Here is a 20,390-nt window from a genome sequence, read left to right on the forward strand (position 1 = left end):
TTTGAGGTATAAAAAAACCAGCCCGAGGGCTGGTTTTTTCATTAACACAAAACGTTATTAAGCTTCAGCTACAACGTTCAGGTTAACTGTTGCGAATACGTCAGAGTGCAGCTGAACGCTGATCTCGAATTCGCCAGTCGTGCGCAGTGCGCCTTCTGGTAGACGAACTTCGCTCTTCGCTACTTCAACGCCAGCAGCAGTGATTGCTTCAGCGATGTCACGAGTACCGATAGAACCGAACAGCTTGCCTTCATCACCAGCTTTAGATGCAACTACTACTGCTTCCAGAGCGTTGATCTTCTCAGCACGTGCTTCAGCAGAAGACAGTTGCTCAGCAACTTTTGCTTCTAGCTCAGCGCGACGAGCTTCGAACATCTCGATGTTAGACTTAGTAGCCATAACTGCTTTACCCTGAGGGATCAGGAAGTTACGAGCAAAACCAGCTTTAACGTTTACCTGATCACCAAGGCTACCTAGGTTACCGATTTTATCAAGTAGAATAACTTGCATTATCTTTTCCTCTTAAATTAAACCGGGCCGATTACTGATGCTTGTCAGTGTATGGCAGCAGAGCTAGGTAACGTGAACGCTTGATAGCGCGAGCCAGCTGACGCTGGTACTTAGCACGAGTACCAGTGATGCGGCTTGGTACGATTTTACCAGCTTCAGTGATGTAGTTTTTCAGAGTTGCTACGTCTTTGTAGTCAATCTCTTGTACGCCTTCTGCAGTGAAACGGCAGAACTTACGACGACGGAAGAAACGTGCCATGGGCTTATCTCCTGAACTAAATTTTTTCAATGTGGTCAGCATGTAACACTAATTTACCGATACCGTTCCGGCCGGTGTGGTAAGCGACGAATCCACCTACCTTAATGTGACTGCCGACAGCTAAATCTTGAGTGAGAACTTGTTGACCTTGCCCGCTGACTACCACGTTGATGTAACAATACACTTGGCGCGGTAAATCAGCTTCTTGCTGGCAGGAACGGTGCTCAAGGACAAAATGGCAATGAGGTATTCCGGCCAGCGACTTGCTTCGTTTGGGGTCTTTGGCGATAACGCCAGACAACTCCAGACGATTGGTCATGCAATATTACTCAGCTGCAGCTTCGCCTTCAGATTGTGCTTCTGCACGCTCTTCACGACGTGGGGCACGCTCTTCTTTAGCCTTCATCATTGGAGATGGCTCAGTGATAGCGCCTTTGGTGCGCATGATCATGTTACGGATCACAGCGTCGTTGAAGCGGAAGTTAGACTCCAGCTCGTCGATTACAGACTGCTCAGCTTCAACGTTCATCAGAACGTAGTGTGCTTTGTGCAGCTTGTTGATTGGGTAAGCCAGTTGACGACGGCCCCAATCTTCCAGACGGTGAATCTGACCACCAGAATCTTTGATTGCACCAGTGTAGCGCTCGATCATGCCAGCAACTTGCTCGCTTTGATCTGGGTGCACCATGAATACGATTTCGTAATGACGCATGGGTTGCTCCTTACGGATTAATCAGCTTCTCTGTTTGGCTCGGTCATCCATGAGAAGCAAGGAACTAAAAAAAAGAACCGAGAATTTGGAGGCAGAATAGTACAGAGAATGGGCAACCTAAGCAAGAGAATTTTACCAATATCCGACATTCCGAATGGGATTTTTTCAGGCAAAAAACATTCAAGCGCAATGTCGCTGCCCAGCCCCCGGCCAGAACGGCAAAAGCGGAGCCTAGGCTCCGCTTACAACTCACTCAGGCCAGTCCTTCAGACCGGCCATGCCATCGGCTGTTACATGCTATTCAGGAACGCTGACGCACTGCCTCGAACAGGCAGATGCCCGTTGCCACAGAAACGTTCAGGCTGGATACCGTACCCGCCATCGGGATCTTGATCAGGTCATCGCAGGTCTCGCGGGTCAGGCGACGCATGCCTTCCCCTTCGGCGCCCATAACGATCGCCAGCGGCCCGGTTAGCTTGCTCTGGTAAATGTCGTGTGTCGCTTCACCAGCAGTCCCAACCACCCAGACGCCTTTTTCCTGCAACGCACGCAGAGTGCGCGCCAGATTGGTAACGCGCACCAGTGGCACCACTTCAGCGGCCCCACAGGCCACTTTACTGGCCGTCGCGGTCAGCTGTGCAGAGCGATCTTTCGGCACAATCACCGCCAGCGCCCCAGCGGCATCGGCATTACGCAGACAAGCCCCTAGGTTATGCGGGTCTGTCACGCCGTCCAGCACCAGCAACAGCGGGTTTTCCTGGCTGGCCAACAGGTCATCTAGGTCATTCTCGTTGTACTGCTTACCCGGACGCACGCGGGCAATAATCCCCTGGTGCGCAGCACCTTTGACTTTATCGTCCAGCGCTTTACGCCCAGCCTGCTGAATTGTCACGCCCAGGCGTTGCAGTTCATTCAGCACTGGCAGCAGACGTTCATCCTGACGGCCTTTCAGGACAAAGACCTCAATAAAGCGGGATGGGTCAGTGTTCAGGACAGCCTGTACCGCATGGATCCCGAAAATGGTGTCATTACTCATTGCTTATTTCTTCTTCGCGACTCGTTCTTTCTTACCTAAACGCTGCTTTTTCTTGCGCGCTTTGGTCGACTTTTTCTTGGCTTTGCCTTGGTCAGCATCGCCTTTTTTGCCTTTAGGCGCTTTATCACCTTCCGACTTAGGGATCGCCCCATGCTTCAGCTGCTGACGTACCGAACGGCGCTCTTTCTGAGCCGGACTCTCGTCCTGCTGCGCTTCGCCATTCTCCACCCGGTACACTTTCATGCTCTGACGCTGCAGCCCTTCAGCTTTGCGCATCCGCTGTTTTTTCTCACGGTTATCACGATCTTTCATCGTTTTACCGGCACGACGCGGCTTACGGCTACTGCCGACCAGGTCAAAGTCAATCTGGCGGTCATTCAGGTTTATGGACGCCACCTTCACTTTCACTGTGTCACCCAACCGGAAAATCTGCCCGGAGCTGTCGCCCACCAGACGCTGACCAATCGGGTCAAACTGGTAGTAGTCATTAGCCAGGTTGGAGATGTGAACCAGACCGTCGATATTGAGTTCGTTAAGGCGAACAAAGAAACCGAAACCGGTCACGTTGGCAATTACCCCGTCAAACTCATCGCCGACGTGATCCTGCATGTATTCACATTTCAGCCAGTCCGCCACATCGCGGGTTGCATCATCAGCACGACGCTCGGTCATCGAACACTGCTCGCCCAGGCTGTCCATGTCATCAAACGAGTAATGGTAGCCACCGGTCGGTGTCCAGCGATCCTGGTTCGTCCCTTCATGCTTGGCAATCAGGTACTTAATCGCACGGTGCAACAGCAAATCCGGGTAACGACGGATTGGCGAGGTAAAGTGCGCATACTGCTTCAGCGCCAGACCAAAGTGACCGATATTATCGGCCTGATATACCGCCTGCTTCATCGAGCGCAGCAGCATCGTCTGGATCAGTTCCTGGTCGGCACGACCATGGATCATGTTTGCCAGTGCCGCGTAATCCATCGGGGATGGCTCCAGGCCGCCAGACAGTTGCAGACCCAGCTCACCCAGGAAATCACGGAAACCGGTCAGACGCTCTTCTCCCGGTGCATCGTGCACCCGGTACAGCGCCGGCTCTTTGGCCTTTTCCACCAGTCGAGCTGAGGCGATGTTAGCCATGATCATACACTCTTCGATGATCTTATGGGCATCATTACGTTCAGCCGGCACAATGCGGTCAATCTTGCGATCCGCATTGAAGATGAATTGGGTTTCGACCGTTTCAAACTCAATCGCCCCACGCCCTTCACGCGCCTGTTTCAGCACCTTGTACATGCTGTACAGTTCTTCCAGATGCGGAACCAATGGCTTATAGCGCTCACGCAGCTCTTCGTCACCTTCCAGCATTTTGCTGACTTTGGTGTAGGTCAGACGCGCATGGGAGTTCATGACGGCTTCGTAATGTTTGAAACCTGACAGGTTGCCCGCTTCAGAGATGGTCATTTCACACACCATACACAGACGGTCAACCTGCGGGTTCAGCGAACACAGGCCATTGGACAGCACTTCCGGCAGCATTGGGATTACCTGCGACGGGAAGTATACCGAGTTACCCCGGCGCACCGCTTCCTGATCCAGTGCTGTGCCCGGACGAACGTAATAGCTGACATCGGCAATGGCAACCCACAGGCGCCAGCCGCCGGACTTTTTACGCTCACAGTACACGGCATCATCGAAGTCACGGGCGTCTTCACCATCAATGGTCACCAGCGGTAAATCACGCAGGTCAACCCGGCCTTTTTTGGCTTCTTCCGGTACTTCTTCCTTCAGCCCCTGAACCTGTTTTTCGACTTCAGCTGGCCACTCGTGCGGAATATCATAGGTACGCAGGGCAATCTCAATTTCCATACCCGGCGCCATGTTCTCGCCCAGCACTTCCACCACTTTACCCACGGCATTGTACTGACGGGTAGCACGCTGGGTGATTTCCACCACGACCACGTTACCCATGCGGGCGCCCTGGCGCTGGTCATTCGGAATCACGATATCCTGAGCGATGCGTGAATCATCCGGCACCACGTAGCCCATGCCGTCTTCGATAAAGAAACGGCCGACAATCTGCCCTTCGTAGTGTTTCAGCACCCGCACCACACGGCACTCACGGCGGCCACGTTTATCAACGCCGGCCACCTGCGCCAGAATGTAATCACCGTGGATCACGCCACGCATCTGATGATGCGGCAGCAACAGATCGTCGTCCTTGGCACTGCTGCCTTCCGGACGCAGGAAACCAAAGCCATCACGGTGGCCGATGACATGCCCTTTAATCAGATCAAGACGTTCAGGCAGGGCATAGCACTGGCGACGGGTAAAAATCAGCTGGCCATCACGTTCCATCGCACGCAGGCGACGGCGCAGGCCTTCGTATTGGTCTTCTCCTTCGAGATGCAGCGCTTCAAAGAGCTGATCGCGACTGACCGGGGTTTCATAACCGCGGATCACATCCAGCAGCATTTCACGGCTGGGAATCGGGTTTTCGTAATTTGAAGCTTCGCGATCGCGAAAAGGGTCGACCGGTATATCGGTAGTACCTTTTGACATATTTTGATCCAAGTTAGCGAAGAAATACTTCAAGTATATCCGCGCCCTAGGTGAACAGACGGGAGCCAGGTCGAAATTTTGGCTCCCTTATGAGATTTCGAAGTGATTGATTCGCCTTCAGGCGACCGGCTGATCCAGTAACACCCGTAATGGCGGATTGTCATTAATCATATCCGCCAGCGTATGGTTATCCAGTTCTTCAAGAAACGCTTGCCGGGCCGTAAAAAGGACTCCTTTTAGCCGGCATGCCGGGGTGATATGACAAAACTCTTCACTGCAATTGACGATCTGGAGCGGCTCTATTGCCCGCACAACCTCACCGATAATAATTTGCTCGGCCGGTTTGCCCAGACGGATCCCGCCGTTCTTGCCCCGAACCGTTTCCACATAACCCAGCTGACCCAGCTTGTTGATAATTTTCACCATATGGTTACGCGAGACACCATACACTTCGGTGACTTTGGTAATGCTGGCCAATTCCCCTTGCGGCAGGGTTGCCAGGTAGATCAGGGCACGCAGGCCGTAGTCAGTAAAACTCGTCAGTTGCACAATCACTCCTCCTGACGACATTTTAATCTTGTTATTGACCAAAAGATACAGATAAGATACAACTTATAACATTCATACTAAATACACCTTTAAAGGAAGCCAGCCATGCTCAGCCAGCAAACCATTGATATCGTTAAAGCGACCGCCCCAGTTATCGCGCAGACCGGTCCAGCCCTGACCGCCCACTTCTATGAGCGAATGTTCCGCCATAACCCGGAACTGAAAGATATTTTCAACATGAGCAACCAGCGCAACGGCGATCAGCGCGAAGCACTGTTCAACGCTATTTGTGCCTACGCCAACAACATCGAGAATCTGGCAGCCCTTTTACCGGCAGTGGAAAAAATTGCCCACAAGCACACCAGCTTCCTGATCACAGCCGAGCAGTACGCGATTGTCGGCCAACACCTGCTGGGCACCATTGATGAAATGCTGTCGCCGGGCGATGACGTGTTGAACGCATGGGGTGAAGCATACGGTGTCCTGGCAGAGGTATTCATTCAGCGTGAAGAAGCCATTTACCAGGAAAATGAGACTAAAAACGGTGGCTGGCGCGGAACCCGTTCGTTTGAGGTGATTGAAAAGCGCCGGGAAAGTGAAGTCGTCACCAGTTTTGTACTCAAACCGGTCGATGGCCAGCCAGTTTCTGATTATCTGCCGGGCCAGTACCTAGGCATTAACCTCAAACCAGCCGGTTTTGAATACCGCGAAATTCGCCAGTACAGCCTGTCCTCCGCACCACAACCAGACTGCTACCGCATTTCCGTGAAGCGGGAAGAGGGAGGCAAAGTGTCATCGTATCTGCACGATACCCTGCAGGTCGGTGAGGTGATTGAGGTTATGCCACCCGCCGGGGATTTCTTCCTGGATGTTGAGCCAACCACGCCCGTGACCCTGCTCTCTGCCGGTGTCGGTCTGACCCCCACTCTGGCCATGCTGGAAACCCTGACCGCTCATCAGGCCGAAGTACGCTGGCTGCATGCCGCGGAAAACGGTGCTCAGCATGCCTTCAAAGAAAGCGTACAGCACCTGGTCCACCAATACCCTCATATCCACAGCCATACCTGGTACCGTGAGCCTCTGGCCAGCGACCAACCGGCAGAAGACTATCAGCATCAGGGGCTGATGGACCTGAATGTGATGGCTGATGAGCTGCGCGACCCGGCCATGCACTTTTACTTCTGTGGCCCGGTTGGCTTCATGCAGCATGTTGCCCGTCAACTGATCGATCTGGGCGTGACTCCAGAACGCCTGCACTATGAGTGCTTCGGGCCACACAAAGTCCTGTAATCGCTCGGTAATTCCAACGAAAAAGAGAAGCCATTGGCTTCTCTTTTTTTGGTCGCAGAGCGTCTTTTTCATCGTCTTTTCAGCATGTCGCGGATGGCATGCTCGGCCATCGCCATCACACGGTCGGACTCCCCACCGGTATTACCAGAAGGTCTCCCGCCGTTTGGCGCGGGCAATCACATTTGCCGGCATGCGCTGCTCAAGATTGCGCCTCAGCTTCGTGATTCGCGAGTGGATCTGCTGACTGCCCGTCGCGGTGTTATACAGCCAACGATAGGCATCCTCAAAATCGAGCGGACTGCCGTAATCAGACAGCAGCAGCTCCGCCAGCAAAATACGGGCATTCACATGCCCCATCGCCGCCGCTTCGCGCAGATACGGAATCGCCCGCTCCTGATCCTGCTGCACCAGCTTGCCTTCCGCGTAATAGCGCCCTAACTGCTCCAGCGCTGCCGGAGAGCCTTGCTGTGCCGCCGCCTGCATGTAGTGCACTCCCAGCGTCACATTCCGCGGGACACACACCCCCCAGGCCAGCATGTCGCCGTAAAGGAACTGGAAAGACGGCGATTCAACCCGGATAGCCCGGGCTTCAATGTCCTGCACCAGCTGACAGTCATCCGCTTTCACCTGCTGCAGATGGCGATTTTCAGCAAACAGCCTACTCAGCTCGTTGTCGGTGTACACAGGTACAGCATCCCCCACCTCTTCCAATGCGTGGGCAGGTGTGGCAGCCAGCAATGTGATAAGTAACAGGGATCGCAACGTCATGAAGGGCTCTCTATCCGAACGTAACTTGTGTATCGGCGGAGCGGGCGCAGACTTTAGGGAAAATCCGCAGGGACTGACGGTAACGCGGCAGGATTTCGGAACCCAAATCACAGACACAAAAAAGCCAGCCCGAAGGCTGGCTTTGACAAGGCATCAAACCTGACGATTATTCACCGTATGGGTGAACTTTGATGATCGTCTCGTTACGATCCGGGCCGGTAGAGATGATATCAACCGGTACACCAGTCAGCTCTTCCAGACGCGCGATGTAGTTCAGCGCCGTCTGTGGCAGTTCGTCCAGAGTTTTCACACCGAAAGTGCTCTCAGTCCAGCCAGGCATCGTTTCGTAGATTGGTGTGACGTTCTCGTATGCATCTGCCGCCATTGGAGATACTTCCAGAACCGTACCATCAGCCAGTTGGTAACCCGTACAGATCTTGATTTCTTCCAGGCCGTCCATCACGTCCAGCTTGGTCAGACAGAAACCAGAGATTGAGTTGATTTGTACTGCACGACGCATTGCAACAGCATCGAACCAGCCACAACGGCGCTTACGGCCAGTTGTTGCACCAAATTCGTTACCTTTCACACCCAGGTGTTCGCCAACATCGTCAAACAGCTCAGTCGGGAATGGGCCAGCACCTACGCGAGTACAGTAAGCCTTCGCGATACCCAGGATGTAACCCAGGTGACGAGGACCAAAACCAGAACCAGCAGCCACACCACCAGCAGTCGTGTTAGAAGACGTTACGTATGGGTAAGTACCGTGGTCGATGTCCAGCAGTGTGCCTTGTGCACCTTCGAACATGATCTTGTCACCACGCTTACGCGCGTCGTCCAGCTCCTGAGTCACGTCAATCACCATAGACGTCAGGATATCAGCCTGTGCCATGATCGCTGCCAGCACGTCATCGTAGCTAACAGGCTCAGCATTGTAGTAATGCTCAAGCTGGAAGTTATGGTAAGCCATAACTTCTTTCAGTTTCTCAGCAAAGGCTTCTTTGTCGAACAGGTCGCCTACACGAAGACCGCGGCGAGCCACTTTATCTTCGTACGCAGGACCAATACCGCGGCCTGTTGTACCGATCGCTTTCTTACCACGCGCCAGTTCACGCGCCTGATCAAGAGCAATGTGGTATGGCAGAATTAGCGGACAAGCTTCAGAAAGGAACAGACGTTCACGAACAGGAATACCACGCTCTTCCAGCTGGCCCATTTCTTTCATCAGAGCGTCTGGGGAAAGGACAACACCGTTACCGATGATGCATTTCACGTTGTTGCGTAGAATACCTGATGGGATCAGGTGAAGAACCGTTTTCTCACCGTCAATGACCAGTGTATGACCCGCGTTGTGGCCACCTTGGTAGCGCACTACATACTTCGCATCTTCGGTCAAAAGATCAACGATCTTTCCCTTACCTTCGTCACCCCACTGGGTGCCAAGAACGACTACATTGTTTGCCATCTTTCTTCGTCTATCAGTAGTTAAAAAGGGATTCTAGCACCTTACTCGACGCCTTGCAGTCATTTTTTGACCATGTACGCGCGCACGCCAGTCCTGCTCAGGCTTCGTCAGTGCCTATTACAGTCTAGTGTACATAATGTAAGCGACCACACTCCCGGCAACCACCAGGCACCCGCCAATACGGCGCAGGGTATTGTCATCCTGCTGACTGAGCTGGCTCACCATCTCCCGCCACCCCCGAGGAGCCAGCAACGGCCCCAGCCCCTCAAAGACCAACACCAGGCCCAGGGCCAGCCATATTGCATTACTCATTCGTTCTCTCCTAAGCTAAACCGGAAAATTATACGCCTGAATAAAAAGCAAAAAAAAGCAAGACCGAAGTCTTGCCTTTTCAACCGGGATTCCGCGCTTAGTTGGCGGCTTTCGATTCGTTCATGTACTGGAAGAAATCACTGTTAGGATCCACAACCAGAATGTCGTTCTTCGAGTTAAAGCTGTTTTCGTACGCTTTCAGAGAACGCAGGAAGTTATAGAATTCAGGATTCTTGTTGAATGCCTGAGCATAAATTTCTGCGGTTTGTGCGTCAGCGTTACCCCTTACGACACGCGCTTCACGGTCAGCCTCAGACAGAATTTTCGCTACTTCCAGCTCAGACTGGGCGCGAATGACTTCAGCCTTCTCACGGCCTTGAGAACGGTGCTTACGAGCAACCGACTCACGCTCGGCACGCATACGACGGTAGATAGACTCACTGATCTCGTCCGGCAGGTTGATTTTCTTCATTCGGAAGTCAACCACATCCACACCGAGGTCTTTCTTGGCACTGATCTGAATGTCCGCCAGTACGTTCGCCATGACCTGATCACGCTGGCCTTCCACTGTCTTACGAGGTGCCACTTCCGCCACAATCTCAGTAGCAGGAGCCGTTTCGTCAGACACCAGGTTCGCGTTATCGGCTTTCTGGCTACGCTCAGGACCTGACACGATCTGCTTAATTTCACGTGAACCGATTTCAGCACGCAGGCTGTCGACCACTTTACGCTTCAGCAGAGCTTGTGCCGTAGAGGCATCACCACCACCGGTCGCCAGGTAGTACTGACCGAAATCTTCAATACGCCATTTAACATAGGTATCGATGATCACGTCTTTTTTCTCTGACGTTACGAAACGGTCAGCCTGATCGTCCATCGTCTGAATGCGGGCATCCAGCGTACGTACGCGGTCAAAAACCGGCACTTTAAAATGCAGGCCCGGCTCGTAAATACGAGCGACATCGGTATCAGCATCTTTCAGGATACGACCGAAACGCACCACAATACCGCGCTCGCCTTCCTGCACCACGAACATTGACATCAGCAACGTCGCGATGAAAATCACGATAACCGGGATCATTAACTTACGCATAATTAATATCTCCCTTGACGGCCTGTCTCGCCACGCGGCGCAGCAGAGACCGGAGCGGTTTCAACTTTCTCCAGCTCAATGTCGTAATTCACTGATGAGCTGCTGCTGGCTGGCTGAGTCTTCTGCTGAGTCGGGTTGACCAGCTTATCCAGTGGCAGGTACAACAAATTGCCGCTCGACTTAGAATCAACCATGACCTTACTGGTGTTCGCGTACACGCGTTCCATGGTTTCAAGGTACAGACGGTTGCGGGTAACTTCTTTCGCCGCCATGTACTGAGGCAGAAGTTTCTCGAACTGTGCCACTTCACCCAGCGCACCGTTGATTACACGCTCAGAGTAACCTTCCGCTTCTTTCTTGATACGCTCCGCACGACCGGTCGCTTTCGGCAAGATATCATTGCTGTAAGCTTCCGCTTCACGTACGAAACGTTCCTCATCCTCGCGAGCCGCAATCGCGTCATCAAACGCATCTTTGACCGCTTCTGGCGGACGAGCAGACTGGAAGTTCACATCCACGACCAGCAGACCCATGTCGTATTTCTGGATGATGCTATCGATCGCTTCCTGCGTGTTGGAACGGATCACCTGACGACCAGTCGTCAGCGCTTCGTCCATGGTCGAGTCACCGATCACTGCACGCAGTGCAGAGTCTGTGGCCTGACGCAGGCTGTCATCCGCATTAGATACACTGAACAGGTATTTCTGCGGTTCTGCCACACGGTACTGAACATCCATCTCAACTTTCAGGACGTTCTCGTCTTTCGTCAGCATCAGACCTGAGCTACGCAACGAGCGAATAGCCTGAACGTTAACTGGTGTCACTTCGTCGATAAACGTTGGTTTCCAGTTCAGGCCCGGATCGACCATCTCATAGAATTTACCAAAACGCAGTACCACACCGCGCTCAGCTTCACCAATGGTGTAGAAGCCGGAGAAGCCCCACACCGCTGTAGCTAATACCGCAATCGCCCCCAAACCGGCAACGCTACCACCCGTTGAAGGCCCTTTTTTATTCCCCAAAAAGCCACCAAATTTTCGACTCAGTTTCGAGAAAACTTCATCGAGATCCGGCGGACCTTGATCACGACCACCGCGATTATTGTTCCCCCAAGGGTCCTTATCGCGGCCGCCGTTGTTTCCAGGCTCATTCCACGCCATTATAGAACTCCATCAATATGATATGACGACAGTTTTTTTTATTACTCTAGCAGTCCATTAAGCAACGATAAAGTCATCTAACGAAGTACTTTCCCTTTTTTGCAACCGAGACCACTCTGCTAACGGCAGGCGAATATCGATTTTGAGACTGCCGTCAGTGTCGTATTCTTCACTGATAATGCAGCCCATTTGGTAAAACTTACTGCGGATCCTGCCGATGTACTGAGGCGGAACCCGTAATGTATGCTTCACCATGGTGCCTGACAGACGTTCCGTCAGGGCTTCAAACAACAGATCGATACCCTGACCGTCGATTGCCGAAACCCATACCCGACGTGGTACGCCGTCATCGTCTCGTTCAATGCGCGGCTCCGCACCTTCCAGGTTGTCGATTTTATTCATCACAACCAGAGAAGGCACTTCATTGGCTTCGATCTCTTCCAGCACGGTGTCTACCGCTTCGATGTTCTCACGGAAGCGATCGTCACTGGCATCCACCACGTGCAGCAACAGGGTTGCATCCTGGGTTTCTTTCAATGTTGCTTTAAACGCTGCGACCAGATCGTGCGGCAGGTGCCGGATAAATCCCACGGTATCGGCCAGAATCGTGGTTCCGACATCCGCCACGTCAATTTTTCGCAGCGTCGGATCCAGCGTGGCAAACAATTGGTCAGCGGCATACACCCCAGCATCCGTCACCCGGTTAAACAGGGTGGATTTACCGGCGTTGGTATAACCGACCAGCGAGATCGTCGGTATCTCTGCCCGGTTACGGGCCCGGCGCCCCTGATCACGCTGCTTGGCCACTTTGTCCAAACGACGCAAAATCGTCTTAATCCGCTCACGGAGTAAGCGGCGGTCAGTTTCCAGCTGCGTTTCACCCGGACCACGTAAGCCAATCCCGCCTTTCTGTCGTTCAAGGTGGGTCCAACCCCGGATTAATCGAGTGGAGATATGGCGTAGCTGGGCGAGCTCTACCTGCAGTTTACCCTCGTGGGTGCGTGCACGCTGAGCAAAGATGTCAAGGATAAGACCGGTTCGGTCCAGCACCCTGCACTTGCAGATCTGCTCCAGATTTCGCTCTTGCGCTGGAGAAAGAGAGTGGTTGAATAGAACAATTTCGGCCCCTTCGGCCCGAACTGCTTCGGCAATTTCCTGCGCTTTACCTTCTCCCACGTAATATTTAGGGTGGGGAGTTTTACGACTACCTGTTACCACACGTAGCGCATTGACTCCCGCGGAGGAGACCAGCATTTCAAATTCGCTTAAGTCTTCCCACTCCCCTTCTTGCGTGAAGTTGATATGAACAAGAATTGCCTGCTCACCGGATTCATAACGGTCAAACAAGCAATCAACTCCTTAATGAAGAATGATTATTCTTCAGTTTTTTCCTGGGCACGATCAGATGGCTGACGATCACCGGCGTGGTGATGGTTTACTGGACGCGCCGGCACAACAGTCGAAATCGCGTGCTTGTATACCATCTGGTTTACCGTGTTTTTCAGAAGGATCACAAACTGATCAAAAGACTCAATCTGACCCTGCAGCTTGATGCCGTTGACCAGGTAGATTGATACAGGGATTCTTTCACGACGCAAAGCGTTCAAAAACGGGTCTTGCAGAGATTGCCCCTTAGCCATTATTTCTTTTCCTTATTTGTTTGTAGTTGTAGTTAGCAACGAACAAAATTAAAAATACGCAAAACAGTAGTGAGTATACACGTTAATCAACCCGCACATCTAACTGAGTTTGTGACGGTTTGTAACGCTTTGTCCACGTCCCCACTGTCCAACCACGTCAACTCATTCCAGCTTCTCAGCCAGGTGATCTGACGTTTCGCCAATTGACGGGTGGCGCAGATGCCGCGGAACACCGCTTCATCCAGGCTGCACTGCCCGTCCAAATATTCCCACATCTGGCGGTACCCCACACAGCGTATTGAAGGCAGATCCGGATGCAGATCTCCCCGTTCATACAAAGCACGAACTTCCTGTTCAAAACCTGCTTCGATCATCTTGTCAAAACGCTGTTCTATCCGCCGATGTAGAATAGCCCTATCCATGGGAGTAATTGCAAATTGGTGAACCCGGTATGGCAGGGATTCACCTTGAGTTTTCGTAAGCTCAGTTAAAGTTTTACCCGAAATACGAAAAACTTCCAATGCCCGTGACAGCCGCTGCGGATCATTCGGGTGAATGCGAGCTCCGGAGACCGGATCAATCCGCTTTAGCTCATCGTGCAAGGCCTGCCAGCCTTTTTCTGCTGCCTCCAACTCGATACCGGCACGAATGGCCGGATCAGCCGCCGGCAACGGGGACAACCCTTCCAGCAAAGCTTTGTAATACAACATAGTGCCGCCAACCAGCAGGGGGATCCGTCCCGCAGCCACTATATCAGCCATTTCTTTCAGTGCATCAGCACGAAAGTCCGCGGCTGAATAACTTTGCGCTGGATCACGAATATCAATCAACCGGTGCGGTGCCTGCGCCAACTCTGTGGCATCAGGCTTGGCTGTACCAATATCCATCCCTTTATAGATAAGGGCGGAGTCAACGCTTATCAACTCGACCGGTAGCTGCTGGCGCAAGCGAATCGCCAGATCAGTTTTGCCCGAAGCCGTCGGGCCCATCAAAAATATCGCCTGTGGAAGTGGCTTAGTCATAATCAAATGCTTCTATTGCTGCGGCCAAATCAACCGGGCGCAGCAGTTCAGAGTAATAGTGTTCAAGATCAGCGCCCCACAGCTGTTCCAGTTCCGTAACCAGCTGAATGGCCTGCGACAGGCTGAAGGCCTGTGGTGCCAGTACCAGTTGGCGACTCATCCAGTCCAGCAGTTTGTCCCAGCCCTGGGCTTGTGGATCGTCAGCCACGGCCGCCAGGTATCCCAAAAGCATCGGGATCAGTTGCTGCAGGTTTTGCTGCCGCAGCGGTTGGCTGACCGATAAAATCACGATATGTTGCGTTCCCTTCGCTTTCAGCTGAATGCCCAGCTGTTTGAGCAAGAGCGCGTGCTGTTCTGCACAGTCTAACATACTTGGCTCAACCGGTAAGGCATGCGGGATCAGCAATGGCTGGGGCTTGAGACCTTCTGACTGCGCCATCCGCAACTGGCCTTTGCAACGCAAATGCGCCGCCCGCTCCAGAGACAGCAAAGCGACGCCTTCATCACGGCTCAACAGCAGGTATTTGCCAGCGACCATACACAGGGCTTTACCCAGCCCGATCCCGTTACTGCCGTCGACGGCATTTTGCGACAACGCAGTCGAAGCCGTTACGCGGGCGGGCATCGCTGCCGCCGGCACAGCCGAAGGTGGCTGACTGGCTGCCGGGCGTACGGACGAGCTTGGCTCGCGGCCAGAAGGCGACGACATCACCGGTCGCACATCAGCCGAGGTCGAGCGTTCAGAGGCAGGGCGGGCTGATGCCGCACTGTCATAGTGGCTAGCCGGCCTTTCCGCTGACTCTGCCGTTTGCAGCAGACGTTGATACGCAGCGACTTCCTGCGGCGACGGCCCGTCTTCGCCTCGCGAACGCGACGTGGCAGGGCTACCTGACGGACGCGTAAAGGCTTCCGGTCGCATCTGCTCCCGGGACGGTACTGACGGCTCTCTCGGTCCGGTCCCTCGGCCGTTGTCTTCTGACGATGGCGCGCTGGCTCGCCCAGTGCCGGATCCTGATGATGGCATCCAGTCTTTGGTTGGTGCTTTGTTCGGGTAATCCGGCGTACGCGCTGCCGCAGCCAGTGATACTGAGGGTTCTTCAACCTGATACGACGCACTCTGCGACGCCGGGTAAGCGGGCGACGGTGTGGCTTGAGCGCTGGCACGTGGCGCCGGCACCTGAAAATTGGCTGCCTCGCCAGCCCCTTCAATCAGAGCGCTTTGCAGCCCCTGACAAATAAAATCATGCACCAGGCGCGCCTGATGGAAACGGACCTCGTGTTTGGCCGGATGGACATTGACATCAACCTGATGCGGGTCGACCTCGATAAACAAGACATACGCCGCGTACTGATCCGGGGCTAGGCTGGTTTCGTAAGCCTGACGAATGGCATGGTTGATCAGCTTGTCTTTCATCATCCGACCGTTGACATAACAGTACTGGATATCATTTTGCGACCGTGCACCTTGCGGCGTGCAGATCCAACCAGTCAGTTTAAAGCCGCCATGCTCCAGCTCGACCGCCAGCGCATGGTCCAAAAACGGTCCACCGCAAATCGCCGCCAACCGGCGCTCTTTTTGAATCTGGGTCGTTGCCGCCCGGTACTGACGGATCATTTTGCCGTTATGGCGCAGGTTAAAACTGACGTCCATCCGGCTGAGGGCAATCCGCTTGAGCAGCTCATCAATATGGCCGAATTCAGTTTTTTCAGTGCGGAGGAATTTGCGGCGGGCAGGGGTATTAAAAAACAGATCCAGCACTTCCAGGGTGGTGCCGACCGGGTGTGCCGCAGGCTTGAGCTGGACTTCCATATCCCGGCCTTCCGCATAGGCAGACCAGGCTTCTTCCTGCGCCACTGTGCGCGAGGTCAGGGTCAGGCGGGACACCGAGCTGATACTGGCCAGTGCTTCTCCCCGAAAGCCAAGACTGAGGATCGCTTCCAGATCATCCAGCGTAGCAATTTTTGAGGTCGCATGCCGGCTCAGCGCCAGCGACAACTCATCCTTGGGAATACCACAGCCGTTATCCCGAATGCGGATCGTCCGGCTGCCCCCTTTATCGATATCGATGTCTATCCGGGTTGCACCGGCATCGAGGCTGTTTTCGACCAGCTCTTTGACCACCGATGCGGGCCGTTCTACCACCTCACCGGCCGCAATCTGGTTCGCCAATCGGGCTGGCAAGATCTGAATTGGCATAATTAACTGCTTGGAATAGTAAGTTTTTGTCCAACAGCCAGCTTGTCTGAACGCAACTGATTCACTTCACGCAGACGGTTTACACTGACCCCATAATGAGCCGCGATCTTACCGAGAAATTCACCACGCTGCACGGTATGATGAATCACTTCAGTTTGAGGGGCCGGACTGCCCTGATTCGCATTAATCTTCAGTTTCTGTCCGACCATTACATTGTCGGACTTCAGTTTGTTCAGTTCCCGAATACTGGCCACAGACACGCCGTAGTTAGCGGCAATTTTGCCCAGAAACTCGCCGCGCTTAACGGTGTGGGTCACCAACTTGACCGGCGTAGCCGGCGGCGGTGCTGCCGCAATCGACTGCGGCAGCTTGCCCGGAATCACCAGCACCTGACCAATATTGACACTATTGGACTTAAGGCTGTTGGCACTTTTTATCGCCGACACACTGGTGTCATACTTGGCAGCAATCACACTGAGTGACTGGCCTTTGGCCACCTTGTGTTTGATCCCCTGTTTACGCGAGGCAAACAGCGTTCCTTCCGGCGGCTTTTCGTTAAAGTACGCCAAGACACCACGATAAACCGCATCAGCCAGTTTGCGCTGATGGCCTTTCGTGTTCAGCAGCCGCTCTTCACTCGGGTTGGTAATAAACCCGGTTTCAACCAGCAGTGACGGAATATCCGGTGATTTCAGTACCGCCAAACTGGCATGCTCCGGCCGGTTCTTATGCAGCGTCGTCACTTTGCTCAGCTCTTTAAGCACCCGGTTGGCCACATCATAGCCTTCTTTTTGCGAGTGGCTGAATTGTAAATCCAGCACGGCCATGCTCAGGTACTGATCTTCATTGTTGGCTGACAGCACATCACCGCCACCCAGCAACTCTGACTGCTTCTCGTGCTTTTCCAACCAGCGGCCAATTTCGGTGTTCGCCCGGCGGGTGTTCAGTACCCAAACCGAGGCACCACGCGGTTGCGGCTTGTGGAAACCATCAGCATGGATTGAGACCAGCAGATGCGCTTTGTTCTTGCGGGCGATCTCCGAACGCTTATTCAGGTTCACAAAATAGTCGCCGCGCCGGGTCAGGACAGCTCGCATCCCCGGGGTCGCATTGATGCGCGCCACTACCTTTTGCGCGATGTCCATGGTCACGTTTTTCTCATAAAGACGGCTTGGCCCGATAGAGCCAGGATCTTCACCGCCGTGTCCCGGGTCAATGGCCACAACAATATCGTCCGTCCCAAAAGGCAGGATGGCCTTCTGGTTCGCCACCGGGTTCGAGTTTTTCGCTTCGGGCTCAGCCTGTTTTACACTGGCCTTGCCGTGCGGCAGGTCGACCACCAGACGGTGCCCATAGTGCCCGTCCGGCGTCGGGGCCAGCTTAAATACATTGGGGGTCAGGCTCTTCTTTATCTCGAAGACCAAACGATAGGTGCCATCTTCCGGTGCGCCACTGCTACGAACCTGGCTCAGAACGGCGCTGTCTTGCACCGCCATTGGCAATTTGGTTTTCAGCGTGGTTTTTTTGAGATCCACCACCAGGCGATCCGGTTTGGTCAGGGTAAAGTAGCTGTAATCCACCTCCTCTCCCATATCCAGCACCACCCGGGTTTCATCCGGCGACGGCCAGACCCGGATCCCACTTAAATCATTGGCCAGCACCTGGGTACAAAAAAGCCCAGCCCCTAAAACTACAGCATGAAATAAAGCCCGTAACGACATCCTATCAACACAACTCCAAACGTTTGATCAGTTCACTACCGTATTCATTGTTCGCTGTGATGGTGACTTTGCGTTGCTCACCTTCGTAACGCATGTCCAGATCCAGATCCGGCGCAGGAAGCAGGCCACCCCCTTTTTCCGGCCATTCGACCAGACAAATGGCATCCGCCGAGAAGTAATCACGAATACCCATAAACTCCAGCTCTTCAGGATCCGCCAGACGGTACAAATCAAAGTGGTACACCTGCCAAGGTGGCAGTTCATAAGGCTCAACCAGCGTATACGTCGGGCTTTTTACGTTACCGGTATGACCCAAGGCACGAATAAAGCCACGGCTAAACGTGGTTTTTCCTGCACCCAGATCACCGTGCAGGTAAATAGTAGTTTGTCGCTGGCAGGCCTGAGCTAACTGCTGGCCCAACGCAACTGTCGCCTGTTCATCGGCAAGCAGGGTTTCAAATGTTTGCATTCTTTTCTTTATCTTGGGTTTACTTGTTGTCGAATATAGGGGAATAAATCACTGGGCAGCATACCACGCTCCCCGGCTTCTGCGCATGCATCTGCTGCGCGGGCATGTACCCAAACACCGATTCGGGCCGCTTCCGCCAGAGATAGTCCCTGGCCGAGTAAAGCACCTATCACGCCGGACAGTACATCGCCCATTCCCCCCGTCGCCATTCCCGGATTCCCTGCCGGGCAAAGCCAATGCTGCACACCATCATAAATCAGGCTTCCCGCACCTTTGAGCACTACCACCCCGCCATACTGCTTGTGCAGGGCATGGGTGGCAGCAAAACGGTCCTGCTCAATGTCAGCAACCGTGCAACCGAGTAAGCGTGCAGCTTCACCTGGGTGAGGAGTAATTATACGATTATTTTTATAGTCTGGTGAAAGGGCTAATAAGTTCAATCCATCAGCGTCAAGCACCATAGGTTTCTCGGTATCTGCCAGATGGAAATACAGCGCACGGCTCCAGTCAGTTTGCCCGAGCCCTGGCCCGAGAACCAGCACATCAGCCCAGTGCAGTCGTTCTTCTGCTTCGTGGGCCTTGTCTTGCCAGCCCCGCGCCATTATCTCAGGAACCGCTGTCACAATTGACAGTACATTGTCAGGTTGGGTGAGCACCGCCGTCAGCCCTGCTCCTGCCCTTGCCGCCGCTTCCGCCGCCAGACGAATAGCCCCCCCCATCCCGGCATCGCCACCGGCCAGCAGGATCCGGCCATGATCCCCTTTATGAGCGGTCCGTTTGCGGCAAGGCAGTACGAGCATGACATCATTATCAGAAACTACCTGTACCGAAGGTTGCTGCTGCGCATCAAATGCAGCCGCAACCCCGAGCCCCGCCAATATCAGTTGCCCGGTGTACGCGGCGGCCTGCCCGGTCAGCAGCCCTTGCTTACAGCCAATGAAAGTGACCGTGATCCTGGCTTGGATCGCACTCCCAAGCACCCGGCCGGTATCAGCGCACAATCCGGAGGGAATATCCACCGCCACAACCGGCAAAGCACTCTGGTTGATCGCAAGGATCGTAGCGGCCGCATCAGATCGTACGGATCCGGACAGTCCGGTTCCCAGCAACGCATCAACCACCACATCCACCGTTTCGGGTACCGATGCTTCTGGTGCTGAAATGGTGCCGCCAACAGCCAGCCAGGCATCCCGCGCGATGGCCGCATCCCCCTGCAGCCGGTCAGCATCCCCTTGCTGCCAGAGTGACACTTGAAAGCCAGCCGTTTGTGCCAGCCGGGCTACAATATATCCGTCTCCTCCATTATTCCCGCCACCACAGCACACCAAGAGATGGAGGGCATCCGGAAATGAACGGCAAAGCGTTGCAAATACCGCCTCACCAGCCCGCTCCATCAACTGGTACATTGCTACCTGACAAGCTTTGGCAGCCTTAACCTCACCCTGTCGCACCTGCGCGGCGGTATAGAGCCGACGCGGCCACACTGTTGACGCCATCCCGATCTCCTTTCATCCGGTTCTTTCTTTGCAAGATAGTGCCGAAATCCCGTTCGGCTGACAATGGATCCCGCAGATCGCCCGACAGACTTTTACCGGAATTTTTCCTCAACATTCACCATGATTGTGGTAGAC

20 protein-coding genes are annotated in these 20,390 nt (G+C 53.8%); 1 reads left to right on the forward strand and 19 read right to left on the reverse strand.

From position 1 onward, the window contains the following. Positions 1–57: 57 nt before the first annotated feature. The 7 genes from rplI to nsrR form a co-directional block, all read right to left on the reverse strand. The gene (gene rplI / locus FH974_RS14435; RefSeq protein ID WP_047887601.1) at positions 58–510 is read right to left on the reverse strand and encodes a 50S ribosomal protein L9; all 453 of its coding nucleotides are present in this window, start codon (positions 508–510) and stop codon (positions 58–60) included. 31 nt (positions 511–541) lie between these two features. Continuing rightward, positions 542–769, reverse strand: a complete 228-nt coding sequence (rpsR, locus tag FH974_RS14440; protein WP_002539422.1) for a 30S ribosomal protein S18 — start codon at positions 767–769, stop codon at positions 542–544. 16 nt (positions 770–785) lie between these two features. Next, positions 786–1,088 carry a primosomal replication protein N gene (gene priB, locus FH974_RS14445; RefSeq protein ID WP_047887600.1) on the reverse strand — a complete coding sequence of 101 codons (303 nt, stop codon included), beginning with the start codon at positions 1,086–1,088 and terminating at the stop codon, positions 786–788. A gap of 6 nt (positions 1,089–1,094) precedes the next feature. Continuing rightward, entirely contained in the window at positions 1,095–1,481 is a 387-nt protein-coding gene (gene rpsF / locus FH974_RS14450; RefSeq protein ID WP_047887599.1) for a 30S ribosomal protein S6, read from the reverse strand. Between the two features lie 301 nt (positions 1,482–1,782). Next, complete coding sequence (rlmB, locus tag FH974_RS14455; protein WP_047887598.1) at positions 1,783–2,517, reverse strand: 23S rRNA (guanosine(2251)-2'-O)-methyltransferase RlmB; 735 nt, start codon at positions 2,515–2,517, stop codon at positions 1,783–1,785. A 3-nt stretch (positions 2,518–2,520) separates the two neighbouring features. After that, complete coding sequence (rnr, locus tag FH974_RS14460; protein ID WP_047887597.1) at positions 2,521–5,073, reverse strand: ribonuclease R; 2,553 nt, start codon at positions 5,071–5,073, stop codon at positions 2,521–2,523. Between the two features lie 117 nt (positions 5,074–5,190). Continuing rightward, complete coding sequence (nsrR, locus tag FH974_RS14465) at positions 5,191–5,622, reverse strand: nitric oxide-sensing transcriptional repressor NsrR (protein ID WP_047887632.1); 432 nt, start codon at positions 5,620–5,622, stop codon at positions 5,191–5,193. A gap of 105 nt (positions 5,623–5,727) precedes the next feature. On the opposite strand from nsrR, the gene hmpA reads away from it, so the two are divergent. Then, positions 5,728–6,912 carry an NO-inducible flavohemoprotein gene (gene hmpA, locus FH974_RS14470; RefSeq protein WP_047887596.1) on the forward strand — a complete coding sequence of 395 codons (1,185 nt, stop codon included), beginning with the start codon at positions 5,728–5,730 and terminating at the stop codon, positions 6,910–6,912. A gap of 141 nt (positions 6,913–7,053) precedes the next feature. Here the strand turns inward: hmpA and motX are convergent, their stop codons facing one another. The 12 genes from motX to FH974_RS14530 all read right to left on the reverse strand — a co-directional run bounded on the left by motX (position 7,054) and on the right by FH974_RS14530 (position 20,255). Then, positions 7,054–7,680, reverse strand: coding sequence for a flagellar protein MotX (gene motX / locus FH974_RS14475; protein WP_047887595.1), 627 nt, complete (start codon positions 7,678–7,680; stop codon positions 7,054–7,056). 166 nt (positions 7,681–7,846) lie between these two features. Then, entirely contained in the window at positions 7,847–9,145 is a 1,299-nt protein-coding gene (locus tag FH974_RS14480; RefSeq protein ID WP_047887594.1) for an adenylosuccinate synthase, read from the reverse strand. Positions 9,146–9,262: 117 nt separating this feature from the next. Further along, positions 9,263–9,457 (reverse strand): DUF2065 domain-containing protein, encoded by a 195-nt coding sequence (locus tag FH974_RS14485; protein WP_047887593.1) that lies wholly within the window; start codon positions 9,455–9,457, stop codon positions 9,263–9,265. A gap of 97 nt (positions 9,458–9,554) precedes the next feature. Further along, positions 9,555–10,550, reverse strand: a complete 996-nt coding sequence (gene hflC / locus FH974_RS14490; RefSeq protein ID WP_207103363.1) for a protease modulator HflC — start codon at positions 10,548–10,550, stop codon at positions 9,555–9,557. Positions 10,551–10,552: 2 nt separating this feature from the next. Next, positions 10,553–11,710, reverse strand: coding sequence for an FtsH protease activity modulator HflK (gene hflK / locus FH974_RS14495; RefSeq protein ID WP_047887591.1), 1,158 nt, complete (start codon positions 11,708–11,710; stop codon positions 10,553–10,555). A 57-nt stretch (positions 11,711–11,767) separates the two neighbouring features. Further along, positions 11,768–13,057 (reverse strand): ribosome rescue GTPase HflX, encoded by a 1,290-nt coding sequence (hflX, locus tag FH974_RS14500; protein WP_047887590.1) that lies wholly within the window; start codon positions 13,055–13,057, stop codon positions 11,768–11,770. A 26-nt stretch (positions 13,058–13,083) separates the two neighbouring features. Next, a complete protein-coding gene (hfq, locus tag FH974_RS14505; protein WP_047887589.1) occupies positions 13,084–13,350 on the reverse strand; it encodes an RNA chaperone Hfq in 267 nt (88 codons plus the stop codon). An 86-nt stretch (positions 13,351–13,436) separates the two neighbouring features. After that, entirely contained in the window at positions 13,437–14,372 is a 936-nt protein-coding gene (gene miaA / locus FH974_RS14510; RefSeq protein WP_047887588.1) for a tRNA (adenosine(37)-N6)-dimethylallyltransferase MiaA, read from the reverse strand. Beyond that, positions 14,365–16,569, reverse strand: a complete 2,205-nt coding sequence (gene mutL, locus FH974_RS14515) for a DNA mismatch repair endonuclease MutL (RefSeq protein ID WP_047887587.1) — start codon at positions 16,567–16,569, stop codon at positions 14,365–14,367. The genes miaA and mutL overlap by 8 nt, the downstream gene beginning before the upstream one ends. A gap of 2 nt (positions 16,570–16,571) precedes the next feature. Further along, on the reverse strand, positions 16,572–18,290 hold the full coding sequence (locus FH974_RS14520) for an N-acetylmuramoyl-L-alanine amidase (RefSeq protein ID WP_047887586.1): 1,719 nt from the start codon (positions 18,288–18,290) through the stop codon (positions 16,572–16,574). Positions 18,291–18,294: 4 nt separating this feature from the next. Continuing rightward, a complete protein-coding gene (gene tsaE, locus FH974_RS14525; protein ID WP_047887585.1) occupies positions 18,295–18,759 on the reverse strand; it encodes a tRNA (adenosine(37)-N6)-threonylcarbamoyltransferase complex ATPase subunit type 1 TsaE in 465 nt (154 codons plus the stop codon). Positions 18,760–18,767: 8 nt separating this feature from the next. Next, the gene (locus FH974_RS14530) at positions 18,768–20,255 is read right to left on the reverse strand and encodes a bifunctional ADP-dependent NAD(P)H-hydrate dehydratase/NAD(P)H-hydrate epimerase (RefSeq protein WP_047887584.1); all 1,488 of its coding nucleotides are present in this window, start codon (positions 20,253–20,255) and stop codon (positions 18,768–18,770) included. Positions 20,256–20,390 lie beyond the last annotated feature (135 nt).

The sequence above is a fragment of the Photobacterium ganghwense genome (assembly GCF_017329545.1).
Taxonomy (GTDB): domain Bacteria; phylum Pseudomonadota; class Gammaproteobacteria; order Enterobacterales; family Vibrionaceae; genus Photobacterium; species Photobacterium ganghwense.